The sequence below is a fragment of the Neobacillus citreus genome (genome assembly GCF_018343545.2).
Lineage (GTDB): Bacteria > Bacillota > Bacilli > Bacillales > Cytobacillaceae > Neobacillus > Neobacillus citreus.
Window position 1 is genome coordinate 13,264 of the sequence record NZ_JAGYPE020000003.1, and the last position, 18,741, is coordinate 32,004.

The 18,741-nt window shown below is 41.0% G+C and carries 15 protein-coding genes; 13 read left to right on the forward strand and 2 right to left on the reverse strand.

Annotation, left to right across the window (positions count from 1 at the left end; translation table 11 throughout):
- Positions 1-181 precede the first annotated feature (181 nt).
- The 8 genes from KHB02_RS02770 (at position 182) to KHB02_RS02805 (ending at position 9,591) form a co-directional block, all read left to right on the forward strand.
- Positions 182-898: a FadR/GntR family transcriptional regulator gene (locus KHB02_RS02770; protein ID WP_213145874.1), complete on the forward strand. Its 717-nt coding sequence runs from the start codon at positions 182-184 to the stop codon at positions 896-898.
- Between the two features lie 48 nt (positions 899-946).
- Positions 947-1,924: a fumarylacetoacetate hydrolase family protein gene (locus tag KHB02_RS02775; protein WP_213145875.1), complete on the forward strand. Its 978-nt coding sequence runs from the start codon at positions 947-949 to the stop codon at positions 1,922-1,924.
- 463 nt (positions 1,925-2,387) lie between these two features.
- A complete protein-coding gene (gene mhpA, locus KHB02_RS02780) occupies positions 2,388-3,962 on the forward strand; it encodes a bifunctional 3-(3-hydroxy-phenyl)propionate/3-hydroxycinnamic acid hydroxylase MhpA (RefSeq protein ID WP_213145876.1) in 1,575 nt (524 codons plus the stop codon).
- 201 nt (positions 3,963-4,163) lie between these two features.
- Positions 4,164-5,048 carry a VOC family protein gene (locus KHB02_RS02785; protein ID WP_213145877.1) on the forward strand — a complete coding sequence of 295 codons (885 nt, stop codon included), beginning with the start codon at positions 4,164-4,166 and terminating at the stop codon, positions 5,046-5,048.
- 27 nt (positions 5,049-5,075) lie between these two features.
- Positions 5,076-5,366 (forward strand): antibiotic biosynthesis monooxygenase family protein, encoded by a 291-nt coding sequence (locus KHB02_RS02790; protein ID WP_213145878.1) that lies wholly within the window; start codon positions 5,076-5,078, stop codon positions 5,364-5,366.
- Between the two features lie 108 nt (positions 5,367-5,474).
- Positions 5,475-6,701, forward strand: a complete 1,227-nt coding sequence (locus KHB02_RS02795) for an acetyl-CoA C-acetyltransferase (protein ID WP_476739047.1) — start codon at positions 5,475-5,477, stop codon at positions 6,699-6,701.
- A 42-nt stretch (positions 6,702-6,743) separates the two neighbouring features.
- The gene (locus KHB02_RS02800) at positions 6,744-7,532 is read left to right on the forward strand and encodes an enoyl-CoA hydratase/isomerase family protein (protein WP_213145880.1); all 789 of its coding nucleotides are present in this window, start codon (positions 6,744-6,746) and stop codon (positions 7,530-7,532) included.
- Between the two features lie 82 nt (positions 7,533-7,614).
- Positions 7,615-9,591 (forward strand): acetoacetate--CoA ligase, encoded by a 1,977-nt coding sequence (locus KHB02_RS02805; RefSeq protein ID WP_213146066.1) that lies wholly within the window; start codon positions 7,615-7,617, stop codon positions 9,589-9,591.
- A 297-nt stretch (positions 9,592-9,888) separates the two neighbouring features.
- On the opposite strand, the gene KHB02_RS02810 is transcribed toward KHB02_RS02805, so the two are convergent.
- Entirely contained in the window at positions 9,889-11,694 is a 1,806-nt protein-coding gene (locus KHB02_RS02810; RefSeq protein ID WP_213145881.1) for a multicopper oxidase family protein, read from the reverse strand.
- A gap of 312 nt (positions 11,695-12,006) precedes the next feature.
- Positions 12,007-12,408 (reverse strand): hypothetical protein, encoded by a 402-nt coding sequence (locus KHB02_RS02815; protein ID WP_213145882.1) that lies wholly within the window; start codon positions 12,406-12,408, stop codon positions 12,007-12,009.
- 632 nt (positions 12,409-13,040) lie between these two features.
- On the opposite strand from KHB02_RS02815, the gene KHB02_RS02820 reads away from it, so the two are divergent.
- The 5 genes from KHB02_RS02820 (at position 13,041) to KHB02_RS02840 (ending at position 18,717) form a co-directional block, all read left to right on the forward strand.
- Positions 13,041-13,703 carry a TetR/AcrR family transcriptional regulator gene (locus KHB02_RS02820; RefSeq protein ID WP_213145883.1) on the forward strand — a complete coding sequence of 221 codons (663 nt, stop codon included), beginning with the start codon at positions 13,041-13,043 and terminating at the stop codon, positions 13,701-13,703.
- A gap of 416 nt (positions 13,704-14,119) precedes the next feature.
- Positions 14,120-14,593, forward strand: a complete 474-nt coding sequence (locus tag KHB02_RS02825) for an acetyl-CoA carboxylase biotin carboxyl carrier protein (RefSeq protein ID WP_213145884.1) — start codon at positions 14,120-14,122, stop codon at positions 14,591-14,593.
- A gap of 16 nt (positions 14,594-14,609) precedes the next feature.
- On the forward strand, positions 14,610-15,962 hold the full coding sequence (gene accC / locus KHB02_RS02830) for an acetyl-CoA carboxylase biotin carboxylase subunit (RefSeq protein WP_213145885.1): 1,353 nt from the start codon (positions 14,610-14,612) through the stop codon (positions 15,960-15,962).
- 24 nt (positions 15,963-15,986) lie between these two features.
- Positions 15,987-16,526 carry an acetyl-CoA carboxylase biotin carboxyl carrier protein gene (accB, locus tag KHB02_RS02835; RefSeq protein WP_213145886.1) on the forward strand — a complete coding sequence of 180 codons (540 nt, stop codon included), beginning with the start codon at positions 15,987-15,989 and terminating at the stop codon, positions 16,524-16,526.
- Positions 16,527-16,560: 34 nt separating this feature from the next.
- Positions 16,561-18,717 carry a methylmalonyl-CoA mutase family protein gene (locus tag KHB02_RS02840; protein WP_213145887.1) on the forward strand — a complete coding sequence of 719 codons (2,157 nt, stop codon included), beginning with the start codon at positions 16,561-16,563 and terminating at the stop codon, positions 18,715-18,717.
- Positions 18,718-18,741 lie beyond the last annotated feature (24 nt).

The following is an 18,741-nucleotide window of genomic DNA, read 5'->3' on the forward strand; positions in this document are numbered from 1 at the left end:
TCAGATAAGTAATATTTAATATTTTCGGTTTCAGGCATACCCTTTAAAAAGGCAGGTGTTAAAATTCAAGTTTAATAGCGGCGACATGGTTTATTCTGCAAAATAACCTCCAAACCAATTTCATATTATGTATTCTATTTAGAAGGTAAAAAGCCATGCCAGGGGAGGAGGAGGTTTCAAAATGAAAAATAGAAGTGATCAGTTAGTCCATGAGCTTGGCAAGAAAATCGTAACAGGGGAATTCGCTCAAGGTGAGATATTACCAAAGGCTGAAGATATAAGTGAAAGATATGAGGTAAGTCGAACCGTAGTGCGCGAAGCCTTTAAAGGATTAACCACACTTGGGCTTGTGAGATCCAATCAAAAAGCTGGGACGATTGTCCTTCCTCGTTCTGAGTGGCAATGGTGGAATCTTGATGTATTAACTTGGGTCATAGAGGACGAGAATAATACCGACTTTTTAGTGCATTTGACAGAAGTGAGATTGGGCCTTGAACCAATGGCGGCGGCATTGGCAGCTAAACGAGCAACTGATCAAGACATGCTAAAAATAACAGATGCTTTTGAGCGTCTGGAGCAATCGCTTGGGGATGAAAAGGCCTGGGCAAGTGCGGATTATGATTTCCATGAAAGAATCCTGCAGGCTTCCTACAACGATCTCATTATAAACACGGTTAAAACACTTCGAAAAGCGCTAGTGAAAAGCCGAGAAAAAACGATACAGGCTGCCAAGGATTATCCGGAATCACCGTATGATACGCCAACAAAAGAAGTGCTGGATCGACACCGTGCTATCTACGATGCCGTAATGGCAAGAGATGAAGAGTTGGCCCGGCAAAAAATGACGGATTTAATCTTACGTGTGAAAAGAATTTTAGATAAAATATACGGGTTTTAAAGCTAACTTTTTACTAAAAAATAGTTCGACTTAGAGAGGAGCAAAAAAATGGGATTACAAGTTGTAAGATTCGAAAAGCAAGGTAAAGAGTCTTGGGGTGTTGTCTCAAACAATCAAATAATTGCCCTAAAAAATACTTATAGCACTTTAGCGCAATTTTTAGAAGAAGGTGCAGAAGAGGCTAGAAAAGTGAAAGAAAGTGGAATTGGGGTGACTTTTTCACTAGATGAAGTGACTGTCCTAAGCCCGGTGACACAGCCGGCAAGAATTGTCTGCCAAGGAGCCAATTACTCTTCTCACCGTGCTGAAGCTGGCTTGGAAGCAACGCGCCCGCCGTTTAACCTGATTTTTAGCAAGGCAGATAGCTCACTTTGCGGGGCGTATTCGGAAATTATCCGGCCATCACATGTGCAGCTGTTAGACTATGAAATTGAATTAGGATTAGTGATCGGAACTGAGATTTCTCAAGCCGTAGAAGTGACAGATGAAACCCTTCATCAATATGTTGCCGGTCTTGTCATTATGAATGATGTATCTGCAAGGGATGTCCAGCTTTGTGAAGGTCAATGGTTAAAAGGGAAAAGCTACCGAACATTTGGACCTACAGGGCCGTACCTATACTTATTAGACGAAAATGAAATCGCTCTCATTCATGACCTTGAATTAAAATGTTTTGTCAATGATGAGCTTCGCCAAGCGGCCAACACAAACCAACTGCTTTTCAAACCAGCAGAGACACTTACTGAACTATCAGAAATTATGAATCTATCAAAAGGAGATTTAATCATCACTGGCACAACAGGTGGTGTAGCCTTAAATCTCTCTCCGGATGTACTTGGCCAAATTTCAAGCCTAGCACTCCCATACCAACAGAAATTAGATTTACTTGTAGAAAGCCAAATCAACAATGGTAAATATCTTGAAGATGGTGATGTTATTCGCTGCCAAATCAGAAGTGCAGATGGAACCATCGACCTTGGAGAGCAAGTGAACAAGGTAGTACCAAGTAAAGTTGCCATTTCCTAATTTACTTAACACATATTGCTGGGAATTACATAAGCCGCTTTCATCATCCAGATCCCAGCCTCCCTTTATTTTAACCCAATTAGCATTACATTTTGAAAAGCATCATAAGTACTTAGTTGTTGGCTCTGTTATTATTGATTGTTGATTTTCGCGTAGGTATGAAAATTCATAGGCGAAGTATTTACGGCTATTTATAAAAAGGAAGCTTAAAAAGCAGAGATAAGCGAATATATTTCGGTTAACTGCTCGAAATAGCCCAAAATCCAAAGATTTAGATGGTATAACCGGAAAAACTTCCTTTATTTTTAAGTAAAAATAAGTATTTCCTAAAATAAACGAAATTCTTCCGTCTATTTTTCAAACTCAGTAAAATCAACATTCAGTTATAACAGACTTGTTTTAAATGTATCCGCTTACACGCAGGGTTCATCCAATTATTAATAGTTGAAAAGGGGTTTGGTAGATGAATCAAGAAATTCATGATGTTGCTATTGTCGGTTATGGTCCTGTATCAAAGCTATTAGCCACCTTGCTCGGACATAAGGGATGGAAGGTTGGTATATATGAAAGATTTCCTCACGAATACCCGTTGCCGAGAGCCGTTCATTTTGATGATGAAATTGCCCGGATTTTACAATCGGTTATTCCTGCAAGTGAAATTGAGAGAATCACGGAGGTTGCCAACGATTTATACACCTGGTGTAATGCCGAGCGGAAAACTCTTTTAGAATTGAACTTTTCTGAATTTGGGGTTTCGGGATGGCCGGGTCATTTATTCTTTAATCAGCCGCAGCTCGAAGGATTATTAGACAAAGCCTGCCGCCAACAGGCAACAGTGGACGTGAATATGGGAAAAGAAGCTGTTGCATTAAACGAATTTGATGACCATGTAGAGTTAGTTGTAAAGGATTTGCAGGGAGAAGAAACCACCGTCAGCGCAAAATATGTGGTTGGCTGTGATGGGGCGAATAGTTTTGTCCGAAGAAATATGGAACATACGATAACCGATCTTGGATTTGTAGCCGATTGGCTTGTGGTAGATATCATTCCTCAAACCGAGAGGGAATGGAAACCAATGAATTTACAACTATGTGATCCGGCTCGTCCCACTACCGTTGTTTCAGGTGGTCCCGGAAGAAGACGCTGGGAATTCATGTCCCTTCCAGGAGAGACAAAAGAAGATCTGAACAAGGAAGAAGTGGCATGGAAGTTATTGGAGCCTTGGGATATTACTCCTGCGAATTCTGTGTTAGAACGGCAAGCGATTTATACATTTAAAGCCTTATGGGTGGATGAATGGAGAAAAGGCAGGCTGGTATTGGCTGGCGATGCGGCGCACTTAACACCGCCATTCATGGGTCAAGGGATGTGTGCAGGACTTCGTGATGCCAAGAATTTAGCTTGGAAGCTAGATTTGGTCTTAAGTGGAAAAGTGGATGACAACTTCCTTGATATGTATACGAAAGAACGGAAACCACATAATCGTGATGTGGTCGAAGCAGCCTTGTTTTTAGGAAAAGTGATTTGTGTAACCGATCCAGAGGCAGCTGCACTTCGGGATGAGGCATTCTTTACCGGCAAGGTACCGCCAATGCCAGAATTTCCATTTTTGACTGATGGCATTCTTGGGGAACCAGGGAACTACACGGGGAAACTATCTTTCCAGAGTCAGGTAAACTATCAGGACAAGACTGGATTGTTTGACGATGTCGTTGGAGACGGGTGGCTGATTATGAGTCCAGTCGATGATCCTAGGAGCGTTTTACAGGAGGAACAGATCACCTTCCTTGAGAACCTAGGTGCGAAATTTATAACAGTTTCGGAAGCTTACAATCCACAAATTGAATCAGCTGATCAGGTAGTAGATATTGAGGGGAAATACAAACAGTATTTTCATACAACTGGCTTAGAGGCTGTTGTGGTTCGCCCTGATTATTATATGTTTGGGGGCGCTGCAAAATTGGCTGAATTATCCTTGCTTGTTGAAGATTTAATTAAACAAATGGGGCAGTTCATCAATAAGGCAGCTGTTAGATAACGATATGCTTCTAAGACAGCTGCCGAAGGATCATAAAGGACGGGAATCCTTTATGATTCGTTTCTGATTTGTTTGGGGCAAACCAGAAACAGTTGGTAGACTTGGGAAAGTCTAGAAGTACATTATACAATATTTTTTTAAAAAAATAATAATTTTGGGATTATAAACTTTTTAAAAATAAACCTTATGGGGGAATATGCAATGTCAAACGTAAAAATATTTCGTTTAGTGTACTTGGATTTTTTTGCAAAAAACAGTGAAACCATGGTCGACTATTATACCAATACAATGGGATATCGGATTACAGAGGAGAAGGACGGAGTTACCTATTTAAGTAACGGTTTCGACCATCATAATATTGTGATCACGCCAGCAGAAGAAAAGGCGGTTCGCAGATATGGCTATCAATTAGACGGGAATCTCACTTTAGAAGAGGTACAGGAACAATTACATGCAAAAGGAATTGCTTCTAGCTTGAAAATAGATGCCAAGCCGGGTGTTTCAAGATTACTAGAATTACAGGATCCAGCCGGTAATGTCATTGAATTATTTACAGAGATGGAGCAATCGGCTGTTGGCTTTGGTTCTTCAGGCATTGTTCCTCTTAAATTAGGGCATGTGGCATTTTATGCGAAAAACTTTCAGGAGACCATTGAATTTTATCGGGATGCATTAGGCTTCTCATTTACTGACCAAATTGGAGTAGGATTCGCTAATTTCTTAACATGCAATACAGATCATCATGTTTTAAATGTTGTTGCTTCAGATGAGACGCGTTTACACCATATTGCTTTTCAATTAAAGGATGCAAGTCATCAGTATGCCAGCTCAGATTTATTGGCCAAGCATGGTCGTCCAACTCTTTGGGGCCCTTCCCGCCATACTGCAGGACATAATATTGCGACTTACCATCATGATCCGGAAGAAAATGTTGTGGAGTTGTATATTGATATGGATGTATTTGTTCCAGAGCTTGGGATATTCGAGCCACGTCCATGGCATGAGGTACTTCCGCTCAAACCAAAGGTTTGGGAAGCATTGAGTGCTTGGGGAACAGAGTTTGAACTGGATTTGGCTAAAGTATAAGAAGTTACTGTAAGGGGATTCGACTCTATGGTACAGGAAATCATGTTGATTGATGTGAAACCGGGAACGGAGCAGGAATTTGAGAACGCTTTTAAAAAGGCAGCTGTTATCGTATCGTCTGCCAAGGGTTGCTTAGGATATGAACTACATCGATGCATGGAGCAAGAAAATAAATATTTGGTTTTCATTAAATGGGAAACAGTAGAAGACCACGTAACGGGATTTAAAAATTCAACAGATTATCAGGAAATGAAGTCTCTAATTGGCCCTTATTATTTACACGTTCCACATGCAGGGCACTATGAAAAAGTAGACTGAGAATAATACGGTTATTTAGATGAATTTTTATTAACGCAGGGGACATAGGTCAAGATAAGATGACTTTTTCGTCCCCTTTTTTCTTAATGAAATTGCAGGATTCTACATATAGAAAGAAGAAATAAAAGAAAAAATGAATACACAGGGGGAGATACCATGACAACTTATATTGTTGATGGAGCAAGAACAGCTTTTGGAACGTATGGAGGCTCATTAAAGGATATTAGTGATTTGGAATTAGGCGTGGCAGCAACTAAAGGGGCACTTGAAAGAAGTGGCATACCTGCTTCCGATGTTGATGAAATAGTATTTGGAAATGTCGTCCAGACTGGAGCCCATTCCGCCTATTTGGCCAGACATATTGGCTTAAAAAGCGGCTTAATAGATTCATCATCCGCCCTTACCTTGAATCGGCTCTGCGGTTCAGGATTACAGGCTATGGTAACAGGGGCAAAGTCCATTGCATTAGGGGAAGCAAAGGTCATTGTGGCTGGAGGCACCGAGAGTATGAGTTTAGCTCCGCAAATCTTAAAGGGAACGCGGTTCGGCTCCCCTGGCAAGGCACCAGTGGTGGTGGATATGCTATGGGAAACGTTAATTGATCAATATGTTGGCTGCGGAATGGGGATGACCGCAGAGAATCTATCAGAAAAGTATAACATTTCACGAGAAGAACAGGACCAGTTTGCGGTAAACTCACAGCAAAAAGCAGGAAAAGCAAGAGATAACGGACGCTTCGCAGATGAAATAGTCCCAATTATCATCCGTGATAAAAAAGGGAAAGAAACGATTATTAAAGTGGATGAACACATTAGAGAGAGTGTCAGTTTAGAAGGTTTAGCAAAATTAAAACCGGCTTTTAAGAAAGACGGTACAGTAACACCAGGTAATGCCAGTGGAATTAATGATGGTGCTGCAGCGGTCGTATTAGCTTCAGAAGACTACGTAATTGAAAATAGTTTAACACCGTTAGCGAAGATTGTTTCCTGGGCAGTAGCAGGAGTTGATCCAAAAATCATGGGGATTGGACCTGTACCGGCAAGCAAAAGGGCATTAGAAAAAGCAGGCTTAACCTTGGCTGATATTGATTTATTTGAATTGAATGAGGCTTTTGCGGCACAATCATTAGCCGTCATCAAGGAATTGGGAATTAACCAGGAAAAAGTAAATGTGAACGGGGGAGCGATCGCTTTGGGGCACCCGCTTGGTGCAAGTGGAGCGAGAATTACATATTCATTAGCCCTTGAATTGAAGAAAAGGAATTTAAAATATGGCTTAGCTGCGCTTTGCATTGGCGGCGGTCAAGGAATCGCCATGATTATTGAGAGAGTCTGATTTTGAAAAAAAATAATCTATTAAACTTAAGGAGGAATCGATTTGGAAAATAAAGTGATTAGTTTATCCGTTGAAAACCATGTTGGAATTGTCACGTTAAACCGTCCGGAAGTAGGAAATGCACTGGATTTGCAAATGGCCAAGGAACTGATGGATGCAGCGATTGTTTGTTCCGAGCGTGATGCCATTAGAGTAGTCGTGATCACTGGAGCGGGTAATAAGTTTTCAGTTGGCGGTGATTTAAAAAGTTTCGCAAAGGAAGGGGACGAGATAAGTTCTCATCTGAAATCGGTAACGGCATACTTACATCAAGCGATTTCCTTTTTTGCAAGAATGAATAAACCGTTCATTGGGGCGGTGAATGGAGTAGCAGCAGGTGCCGGAATGAGTCTTGCATGCGCATGTGATTTAGTCTATGCATCGGAGAAATCAAAATTTGTGATGGCGTATAACCGAATTGGATTAACACCAGATGGATCAGGCAGCTATTTTTTACCTCGTCTTGTCGGGATGCGTCGTGCCCTTGAGTTAATGTATACGAATCGACAGTTAACTGCAGAAGAAGCATGTGACTGGGGAATTGTCAATCAAGTCGTTCCGGATGACCAATTATGGGAGGTCGTCCTGGGCGTTGCAGAAAGCTTGGCAAAAGGACCGATGAATGCATACGGTGAAACGAAAAAATTATTCTATCATTCGCTCCAAGAAACATTGGAATCACAAATGAGCAAGGAATCCCTGCTGCTCGCTTCAAGAGCAAGCAGTGAAGAGGGAAAAGAAGGGATCGCTGCCTTTCTTGAAAAGCGCAAAGCTGATTTTTTAAAGGGTTAGGATTGTATTCCTAGTAAAATAGTGAATTTTTTATTGATTCATAGCTTGATCTTTAATTGGAGGGATAGGTTTGGAAGCTGAAATGCTGAAAGGGAAGTTACTTTGGGAGCCCTCACAACAAACGATAAACCAGTCGAATATAAAGAAATTTATGATGTGGCTGGAGGAAAATAGAGGGCTCACATTTGAAGATTACAATCAGTTGTGGGATTGGTCTGTAACAGAAATTGAACATTTTTGGACAGCTATTTGGGAGTTTTTTAATATAAAATCAGAAACAGATTACACGGCTGTTTTATCTGGAAATAAAATGCCGAACGTAAAATGGTTTGAGGGAGCCACTTTAAACTATGCAGAGCATGTATTCAGGAATGAAGATCCAGAAAAAGCGGCTGTCATTCATAAATCCGAAATTCGACCAGTACAGGAAGTTACCTGGGCTGAACTAAGAAAGAAAACAGCAGCAATGGCTGCATATTTAAAGTCATTAGGGGTCAAAAGTGGAGATCGGGTTGTAGGCTATGCACCCAACATTCCTGAAACGTTAACTTCCTTTCTGGCATGTGCTAGTATTGGAGCGGTTTGGTCGAGCTGTGCACCTGAATTTGGCATCCAAAGCGTCATTGACCGATTTAAGCAAATTGAACCAACTGTCATGATTGCTGTTGATGGCTATCAGTATGGGGGAAAGAGATATGACCGAATGGAGCTTGTAAAAAAGATACAAGCTGAACTTCCATCACTAAAAGAGACAATTCTAGTTCCCTATCTAGAAACGCAGCCGGAAATATCCGAGTTGAATAATACAGTCCTCTGGGACCAAGTTATTTCTGAAAATGATGATGCCATTTTAACATTTGAGCCCGTTCCTTTTAATCATCCACTCTGGATCCTATATTCATCCGGTACCACCGGAAAACCTAAAGGGATTGTGCAAAGTCAAGGGGGAATCCTCCTTGAGCATCTAAAATTCCTTGGTCTTCAAGTGGATCTTAAGAAGGGCGATCGATTTTTTTGGTACACCACAACAGGCTGGATGATGTGGAACGTAACCGTTAGCGGGTTACTGACAGGTGCGGCTATTGTTTTATATGATGGCAATCCAAACTATCCAAATGATGAAACATTGTGGAGTCTTGCCGAATCTACAAAAATGACAACCTTTGGCACCAGTGCCAGCTTTTTAATGGCTAGTTTGAAAGCAGGAATTAAACCAAAAGAACAATTTGACCTTTCTCATTTAAGAAGCATTGGCTCCACAGGTTCACCACTGCCTGAAAGCGGATTTGACTGGGTTTATGAGCAGGTAAAAGAAGATATATGGCTGACTTCTACTAGTGGTGGAACCGATATTTGTTCTGGGTTTGTAGGGGGAAGTCCGACCCTGCCAGTTTATTCCGGGGAAATACAAGCTCGTGTTTTGGGGTCTGCGGTAAAGGCATTTAATGATGCGGGAGAAGAAGTAATCAATGAAATCGGTGAACTTGTTGTTACCGAACCGATGCCGTCGATGCCGATTTATTTTTGGAATGATGAGAATGGAGTACGTTATAAAGAGAGCTACTTTAGTGTTTACCCTGATATTTGGCGACATGGGGATTTTATCGAGATTACTGATAGAGGTTCAGCGATCATTTACGGCCGGTCAGATGCAACGATTAACCGTGGAGGTATTCGAATGGGAACAAGTGAAATATATAGTGCCCTTGAAAGTATTCCAGAAGTAATCGATAGTTTGATTGTAGATATTCCAATAAGTGCCGAACAATCCTACATGCCTTTATTTATCGTTTTAAAGGAAGGCTTCAGTATTACAGATGAATTGAAAACGAGGATTAATCAATCTATTAGGCAAAACTGTTCTCCAAGGCACGTACCAAATGAAATTATTAGTGTCAATGAACTACCAAAAACACTAAACGGCAAGAAAATAGAGGTGCCGATTAAAAAAATATTAATGGGAGTACCAATTGAGCAAGCTGTTAACTTGGGTTCCCTGAACAATCCAGAAACGTTGGATTACTTTATTGAGTTTAAAAAGTTGTTAGAGTCTAGGTAATGATGCACGGGGACGGTTCTTTTGCCTCAAAAACTGAGGCAAGGGGTACCGTCTTGTTTTTTAGTTTCATATTCTCAGATGTTCAAGGTCTACCTTCATACTGTAGTTGAAACCCTAGATTCTTTTATACAAATAAAAAACTATAAAATTTTTAGTCACTTATTGTGAATTATAAAGAGAGGTTTTGTCGGCAAATTAAAGGGCAGCATTCCTGTAATGAAGAAATATGAAAAGACTAGCTCCGATTTTTAAGCTAGTCTTTCTTTTTCCTATTTCCTTAATATTATTAACGTGGTGCTAGGAACTGGATTCATCATAGGAACTGGATTCATCATAGGAACTGGACTCATCATAGGAACTCGATTCATCATGGGAACTGGACTCATCATGGTCTTCTTTACATCCACATTGTTCGTATTCCTCTTGACAGCATTGAGTAAACGAATCATCCGGACACATTTCTGGAATCGGAATGCACGGGTCGAAATTTGGATTTTGGAGTACTTCATACGGACGCATCATTTCGTGATCCTCGTGTTCAAGGATATGACAATGCCAAGGATAGATTCCAGTAAATGGTCCAAAGCGGGCAATAATACGAGTGACTTCTTCAGGATTGGCACGAACGATATCTTTCCAACCTCTTTCATTAGGATCTGGCTCACGTGCAGGACCTACAATAGCGATATTTCCATTTTCATCTACTGTAATGGGTTCACGATTAAGGATTTGGAATTGGACGAGGTGCAAGTGAATGGGATGTGTGTCACCCGTCAGGTTGTACAGCTCCCATACTTCCACGGTACCATTATAAGGGGTTTCAGTAATCGGTAATTCATTCCACTCCATACCGTTCAGTAAAAGTTTCAAGCGGGCAGGAAATTCTGGATCATCAATTTCCATTAAGAAGTTCTGTCTAACCGTCACACCATTTGGTTCGAGTCTTTCTAAGCAGCTTAGTTTTTTAGGAATTTGACTTTTATCTGATTTTGAGCGTTTTTTACGAACTCGAAATTCCATAATTTGCGGAAGGGGAGGGGTATCAGGTGAGCCATTAGGAAATGGTGCTGGTGCGTCGTTTGTTAGGATGATTTTTTGACCTCGATGTTTTGAAAAATCGACAATAACATCTGCACGTTCCCCTGGAGCAAGTAATAGCCCTGTGGCATTGGAAACTTTAACAGGTTTCTCTAGAAATCCGCCATCTGTTCCTATTTGAATAAAATCTTGGCCGGAGCTTAGCCGTAATCGGTAAAACCGGGAATTAGAGCCATTCAGGATACGGAAACGGTATTTTCGCGGTTCGACTTCAAGATAGGGCCATACTTTTCCATTAACTAAAGCGGTATTACCGAAAAACTCAGGAACGACAGATGGATTGGGCAATGCTCTTTCATCAAATGGTGGAGGTGGCTCCGGGGCTGGGAAAAACGGTGGAGGCGGCTGTTGTGCTGGAGGCGGTTGATGGCCTGGCTGTGATGGATAGAATAATTCACCATTAGGATAGAATGACCGATCTTGTATTACTAACGGAATTTCATATTTTCCCCGAGGGAGATTCAGTTTCTCCTCTTTCTGATCCCGAATCAAATAAAAGCCGGCAAGCCCTGCATATACATTTAATCTGGTAATCCCAATTGCATGGTCGTGATACCAGAGCGTTGTGGGACGCTGACAATTAGGATAGTAGTAAACTTCATGCAAGAATTTAGTGCCAAAATTCTTGAAATTTCGCGTAAACCAGGCTTCTGGATATCCGTCGTTTTCCGGTCGTACACGACCTCCGTGTAAATGTACAACCGTTCTAACAGAGGGTTCGCTGGGTTCTGCACCATGAACCGTTCTATCCACGGGCAGAAGATGTTCAAATGGCAATTCGTTTTCCCACTTGACAAAAATAGGCTGATTCCTGAGAACTTCAAATGTAGGACCAGGATACATTCCGTTATAACCCCAAACTGTAGTAGGCGGTAAGTCTCTGTGTAACTTTTGTCTAACCTGCTTCATCGTTACCTCATAGAAGGGAATTCCGTCTCGATGACCAACAGGTTGTATCACGGAAGGCAGAGGCAAAGCATCAACAAACTTCTTTAAAAACGACAATATTTAGCTGCTCCTTTCAAAAACAGATTCATTGTATCCTATGCTCGTACAATAAATCTGCTTGGGTATCCGGATGAGGCATGGGGACGGTTCTTTTGCTTCAATTTTTGTCTGCTTGTACGAGTGGAAGGTTGGTTAATTTATAACTTGAGTCAACATTTAGATCATGAGAACCGTCCTCGTGCACCAGACCCGTGCACCAGAAAATTGTTGGATTGGATATTAAATGGGTTTAATCGTAACCATTCACCTGTATTTAACCCCAAAAAATAATCCACCCTTGAGGTGGATTATTACGCCTATTAGGTATCATCAGACGGTCGTTAAAACTGCTTCCTGTTCATAACAACCTGAATGCTCATTCCAAATAAAATAACCATCTCTCAATTCTACACTAGATGGATAGGGAACATCGTTGTTATCATTTTGAGCTTTGTTTTTCGCTTCCAGGTTTAGAAATTCCATCAATTCTGTTTGACTTATCAATCGGCATACATGATGTAGGGCAATCGATTGTTCATTTGCTAACCTATATTCTTTTACAATCGCAGTCTTGAAAGGGGCATTAAAATGTAACATGATTTTTAAATCGCTAAAATAAAGAACACCGAATATACTTTTCAGTTTTAGTGAGCCAACATTAAATTCTCTTTCAGACACCCAATCTTTACAGCCAGTTAACGGATTATAAATAAAATAAAGTTTTTCATACATGCTATATTCTCCATTCTTAAGATACATGATTTTAAATGGGTTTAATGGACTTCATGATTAAATCAAATCCCCACTCCAAAACAATCGACTCATGTTTCTTCATACCATTATTTTTGGTTTAATCAAACCTTTAAGCTGTTAATCTATTGTTCTAAGGTATTATATCTTGTAGAAACCATGTGCAGCATAGGTGACTATTTCTACTATATTAAACATGATCGCTTTTCTTATTCCTCTAATTGTTAATCAAGTTCACTAATTATATTTTAATTAAAATATAATAAAATGTCAACTTAGTTGACATATTGGTGGGGTTTTAGAAATCTTATCGTCGATGAATGTTTTAAGTAGGCCAAATAATATGTATATGAAGATAAGGTGTGTTTAAAAGCAAACGTCACAAATTTCTAGTGAAAATGAAGCACGAGAACCGTCCCCATGCACCACCGGACATGTTACAGCATGTTCGGTCTTTTTTTTATTATTTAGTATTTATTGGGGTAGAGAAGTTTTACAATATAGATTTTCTGTTTTTTACATCTTGCTAATATTTTTGTCGATACTTGAAATTTTGAAATCAGTTATTACTGAATTACTAGAAGGAATGGTAAAATAAAATAGGGTGATGATGAATGACGAAAAAGTCTTTAAGAGAACGAATTATCGATACATCGCTTCAATTGTTTGAAGCACACGGCTTTCACAGAGTCACAGTTGATATGATTGTAAAAGAGTGCGGTGCCTCAAAAGGAGGATTTTATCATAATTTTAAATCCAAGGATGAACTGCTTTATATTATCCACGATCAATTTATTTCCTACGTATTGGAAAAGGGACAAGCCGCTTGCGAGCAGTGGAATACCCCAACCGAGAGGCTTCATAATATCATTAAATCCTTTGTTACGATGATTGATCTGTACAAAAATGAAGTGACAATCTTCTATCAGGAAAGTTCGTATCTGCCTCCGGAATACTTTAATAACATTGAGATTAAAAGAGATCAGTATAAAAATTTAATGTTTCAAGTTATTCACGATGGTATCGAGTGTGGGGAGTTTCGTAAAGAACTGCCGGTACCTATCATTTCTATGGCGATATTTGGAATGATCAACTGGATTTATAAGTGGTATCAAAAAAACGGACGATACACAATAGACGAAATTGCAGATATATATTCGGATATTATCCTACATTCCATCTTAACAAAAGCAGCAAGTGAGAATCCTAAGTTTTCTAAGTTCTTCCTAAACTCCTATCCCGAAGAATTGCGATTAGGAGATAACTTTTTTAAGTGAAAATAGTTGGTTTGTCTAAAATTTTGCCATTATTGCGATTTAGGCAGACCAACTAGTCAGTCTTTTTTTTAAAAGAAGGGTATTGACATTTTATTCAGAATATTTGAAAATAGAAACCAACTAGTCGGTCCTAACATAACAATTAAAAGCCTTTATTTGTTCACTGATACATTTTTCCATTTGGCACGTGATTATTTTTTTAAACTCGACAGACCAACTAGTCCGTCGGTATGCATTACAAAAAGGAAATCCCGGAATATGGGGTGGTCTTTTATAAAGTTTTGAGACCAACTAGTCGGTTTGAGCGTAAAGAACTGCATTTATCGGAAAGAAAATTAAATTGATTGAGAGAATGAAAGTTTTTATTCAACTGTTGTGTAAGCGGACGAAACCAAAAGCTAAAGGAGTGTAAATCGATGTTAAAAATGCTTGAACTAAGAGAATTGATTAAATTGATCGATCGATCCTCCACTCAGGAATTCACCTTAACGAATGGGGGAGTAAGAATCTCAATGAAAAAGCCTCTTCCTAAAGTGGCTGAATATCCTCGGGAGGTACAAACAGCCTTAAACGAAGCGGCATCAGCTGTTGAAAATGCAGATTCTCCATTCATACCCGCTGAACCGGCCGTAAAAGACGAAGAAAAGAATTCTTCCTTGCACACGATTGTTTCTTCTTGTCTTGGAGTGTTTTCTTTTTCAGGAACTGAACCCGTAAAGGATGGAGACAAGATACGCTCAAACAGTGTTGTCGGCATTTGTAAGGTGGAAGCATTAAAGCTATTCCAAGAGATAACCTCGGATGTAAATGGCACTATCGTTGAGGTTCTTGTACAAGAAGGTCAAGTGGTGGATTACGGGGAGCCGTTATTTATAGTTAAGCCAGAATAAGAGGGAGGACATATTGATGTTTAAAAAAGTACTTATTGCCAATCGAGGAGAAATTGCGGTTCGAGTGATTCGAGCCTGCAAGGAAATGGGAATTCAAACTGTTGCCGTTTATTCTGAAGCAGACAAAGAGGCACTGCATGTAAAAATGGCGGATGAAGCCTATTGTATTGGGCCGACAGCGTCAAAAGACAGCTATTTAAATAAGACAAATTTAATCAGCGCTGCGGTCCTTTCGAATGCCGATGCCATTCACCCTGGTTATGGGTTCTTAGCGGAAAATGCAGATTTTGCAGAGCTTTGCAGTGAGTGCAATATTACATTTATTGGTCCTGATGCTGACGCCATCAATAAGATGGGGGCAAAAGCGGTCGCCAGGGATACGATGAAACGTGCAGGTGTACCTACGGTTCCCGGCACAGAAGGTCTAGTCGAGGACCTGGATGAAGCAGTCAAGGTAGCAAATGCGATTGGCTATCCTGTTATCGTGAAGGCCACAGCTGGAGGCGGCGGAAAGGGAATGCGAGTGGCTAACGATGAAAACGATTTAAGAAAGGCTATCCGGCAGGCGCAAAAAGAGGCAGAAACAGCTTTTGGTAATCCGGGGGTCTACATAGAGAAGTATTTAGAGGAACCGCGTCATGTTGAAATCCAGATTATGGCGGATAAAAAAGGGAATGTGGTTTACCTTGGGGAACGGGATTGCTCGATCCAGCGGCGCCATCAAAAACTGGTAGAAGAAGCGCCATCACCGGCACTTGACCAGGAGCTCCGTGAACGAATGGGGAATGCAGCTGTAGCTGCGGCAAAGTCCGTTAACTATCATGGTGCAGGAACCGTTGAATTCCTATTGGATAAACATGGAAAATTTTACTTTATGGAGATGAATACCCGCATACAGGTCGAGCATCCTGTAACGGAAATGATCACCGGATTCGATTTGATTAAGGAGCAGATATCGGTAGCTTCGGGTTATCCTCTTTCATTCAAGCAAAGCGATATAAAGATAAACGGATGGGCAATTGAATGCCGGATTAATGCAGAAAACCCGGCAAAGAATTTTATGCCATCTCCGGGCAAGGTGGAAATGTATCTTCCGCCGGGAGGTTATGGGGTAAGAGTAGATAGTGCGGTTTATCCCGGTTATCAAATTTCACCATTTTATGATTCGATGGTGGCAAAAATCATTACTTGGGGAAAGGACAGGAATGAGGCAATTGACCGGATGAAGCGGGCTTTATCCGAATTTGTGATAAGTGGAATTAAAACGACCATCCCTTTTCACCTTGAATTATTAGAGCACGAAGCTTTTGTGAAGGGTGAATTCAATACGAAATTTTTAGAATTGTATTCTATCAAAATTGAAGACTAATACTCGAACAAGAGGAGAATGAACATGTGGAAAATGCATGAAATTAGAGAAATGATCAAGCTTTTTGAAGAATCATCCCTTCAGGAAATGGAAGTGGATTTGGAGGATGCTGGTTCAAAGATTTCTTTAAAGAAACAGGAAAACGCACTAGAAAGTTATGTCAGGATTGAACCGCCAACTGCTCAAGTTGTTTCCCTAGCCGTTAAGGAAGCCCCTGTTCCGGTGAAACAGGAGATCCCAAGACCTGTTGTTCAATCAGTAGCGGTCGAATCGGAAATTGTCCAGGAAAAGAGCACAAGATCAATCGATGCGAATGATCCAAGTATATATAAAATTATTTCTCCAATGGTGGGAACATTCTATCAAGCTCCCGGTGAAGATGCAGCTCCGTTTGTAAAAATTGGCGATAAAGTCGAGAAATCGACCATTGTTTGTATCCTCGAAGCTATGAAACTATTTAATGAAATTGAAGCGGAAGTTACTGGGGAGATCGTTGAAATCCTTGTTAAGAATGGCCAATTAGTGGAGCATGGTCAGCCACTCTTCCTGGTAAAAACGGAATAGCCTGGAGACTTTGAAATTAGAGGGGGGATCATGGATGTCTAAAGTTATTCAAAAGCAAGAGTTAAATGAAGAAAACCAGCTTTTCAGTGAGTTTCCCGCTGCTTCCTATCGGGAGTGGCGGCAAGCGGCGGAAAAGACATTAAAAGGGGCCTCATTTGAACAGAAACTAATCTCGCAAACCTATGAGGGTATTGAGCTGCAGCCCATGTATTTTCAAGAGGATATTAGGGATCTTTCCTATCTGTCTTCCAGACCTGGATCTGCTCCATATGTACGTGGAACGCGGGCATTAGGTTATCAGGAAAAACCTTGGGAGGTTGCTCAAGAGCATGTCTATAGCACCCCATCAGAGTTTAATGAGGCTGCCAAACATGACTTGAACCGTGGCCAGACGATGCTAAATCTAGTATTTGATCATGCCTCTGCTTTAGGAAAAGATCCCGACCAAGCCTTACCCGAAAATGTAGGCAGAGGCGGAGTATCCATCAGTTCCCTTCAAGATGTAAATCAAGCCTTGGAGGGGATCAATCTTGAACAAACTCCACTGTTTATTCAAGCGGGGAGTGTAGGATTTCCGGTCTATTGTATGCTTGTCGCACATGCTCGAAAGATGGGAATGGATAGTAGCCGGCTGCACGGTTGTGTAGGCATGGATCCATTAGGAACGCTGGTAAAAGAAGGGACGATTCCCTTTTCATTAAGACAGGCATATGACTTAATGGCAGAGCTAACCTTCTGGGCAAAACATGAATCCCCGGAAATGAAGACGATTCAGGTTCAGGGAGAATCTTTCCATAATGCCGGAGCCAATACTGTCCAAGAGTTGGCATTTGCGTTAGCTTTTGGTGTGGAATATATTCGTGAAATGCAGCAAAGAGGGCTGTCGATCGATGAGATTGCGCCAAGAATGCTCTTTTCTTTTTCAATAGGTTCTAATTTCTTTATGGAAATCGCCAAGCTTCGGGCAGCTCGTTTACTTTGGTCTACTATCATCGATGCTTTTGGAGGCAATCAAGAATCGCAGAAAATGAATATTCATGCGAGGACCTCTTCCTGGAACAAAACTGTGTATGATCCTTATGTCAATATGCTGCGCGGAACGGCGGAGGCTTTTGCAGCCATTATTGCTGGAGTTGACAGTCTTCATGTCTCACCATTTGATGAAGCCGTTCGTCCTGCCGATGAATTCTCACGCCGAATCGCAAGAAATACACAAATCATCTTGGAAAAGGAAGCACATCTAGCGAAAGTGGCGGATCCTGCCGGAGGCTCGTGGTACATTGAATCTCTTACTGATTCTCTTGCTAAACAAGCTTGGAAACAATTCCAGCTTGTCGAAGAGAAGGGCGGGATGTTCAAAGCTGTTGAGAAAGGTTATGTTCAGGAGCAAATCAAAGAAATCGCTGATAGAAGATTCAACAATATTGGACGGCGCAAAGATAGATTTGTAGGGACCAATATGTATCCGAACTTAATGGAACAAAAGCTATCAGAGAGTAACTTGGACTGGGATTCTGTATATAAATCCCGTTGTGCAGCGGTTGGTTCCCATCGAAGAGCTAGCGGTGGAGCCGAAAAGGAAACACTGCTTCTACGATTGGGAACATCACAAGATGGAATTGTGGATACTACCATAAATGCGATTCAAGCGGGTGTAACAGTAGGGGAATGGGTTCAAGCTGTCAAAGAATCTAGCGAAATTCCTCCGGAAATACAAGCGTTACATCTGCATCGTGGAGCTGAAAGTTTTGAAGCTTTACGGAAAAAGGCAGACACTCATAAAGAAAAAAACGGTTCGTATCCAAAGGTATTCCTTGCTAATCTGGGCCCCATTTCACAGCACAAACCGCGTGCCGATTTTGCTAAAGGATTTTTTGAGGTCGGCGGGTTTGAGGTGGTTACGAATAAGGGCTTTGAAACGGTCGATCTAGCTGTAAAAGCTGCACTTGAGACGGGAGCTTCAACCGTTGTCATTTGCTCGAGCGACGCAATATATCTCGAGTTAGTCCCTCAATTGGCTTGTGAACTGAAGCAGGAAAATCCGGAAATCACTCTCTTCCTGGCAGGTCTTCCGGATTCAGAAACAATAGAATTATTCAAGCAGGCCGGTGTGGATCAGTTTGTCCATCTGGGATCGAATTGTTATAACATGCTGTTTGACCTTCAACAGCGGAAAGGAATTGGACGATGAGGACGAATCCGGATTTTACTACGA

Coding starts and splice junctions, on each gene's coding strand:
- KHB02_RS02770 (WP_213145874.1), top strand. CDS start 182: ATGAAAAATAGAAGTGATCAGTTAGTCCATGAGCTTGGCAAGAAAATC.
- KHB02_RS02775 (WP_213145875.1), top strand. CDS start 947: ATGGGATTACAAGTTGTAAGATTCGAAAAGCAAGGTAAAGAGTCTTGG.
- mhpA (WP_213145876.1), top strand. CDS start 2,388: ATGAATCAAGAAATTCATGATGTTGCTATTGTCGGTTATGGTCCTGTA.
- KHB02_RS02785 (WP_213145877.1), top strand. CDS start 4,164: ATGTCAAACGTAAAAATATTTCGTTTAGTGTACTTGGATTTTTTTGCA.
- KHB02_RS02790 (WP_213145878.1), top strand. CDS start 5,076: ATGGTACAGGAAATCATGTTGATTGATGTGAAACCGGGAACGGAGCAG.
- KHB02_RS02805 (WP_213146066.1), top strand. CDS start 7,615: ATGCTGAAAGGGAAGTTACTTTGGGAGCCCTCACAACAAACGATAAAC.
- KHB02_RS02815 (WP_213145882.1), bottom strand. CDS start 12,408: ATGTATGAAAAACTTTATTTTATTTATAATCCGTTAACTGGCTGTAAA.
- KHB02_RS02820 (WP_213145883.1), top strand. CDS start 13,041: ATGACGAAAAAGTCTTTAAGAGAACGAATTATCGATACATCGCTTCAA.
- KHB02_RS02825 (WP_213145884.1), top strand. CDS start 14,120: ATGTTAAAAATGCTTGAACTAAGAGAATTGATTAAATTGATCGATCGA.
- accC (WP_213145885.1), top strand. CDS start 14,610: ATGTTTAAAAAAGTACTTATTGCCAATCGAGGAGAAATTGCGGTTCGA.
- accB (WP_213145886.1), top strand. CDS start 15,987: ATGTGGAAAATGCATGAAATTAGAGAAATGATCAAGCTTTTTGAAGAA.
- KHB02_RS02840 (WP_213145887.1), top strand. CDS start 16,561: ATGTCTAAAGTTATTCAAAAGCAAGAGTTAAATGAAGAAAACCAGCTT.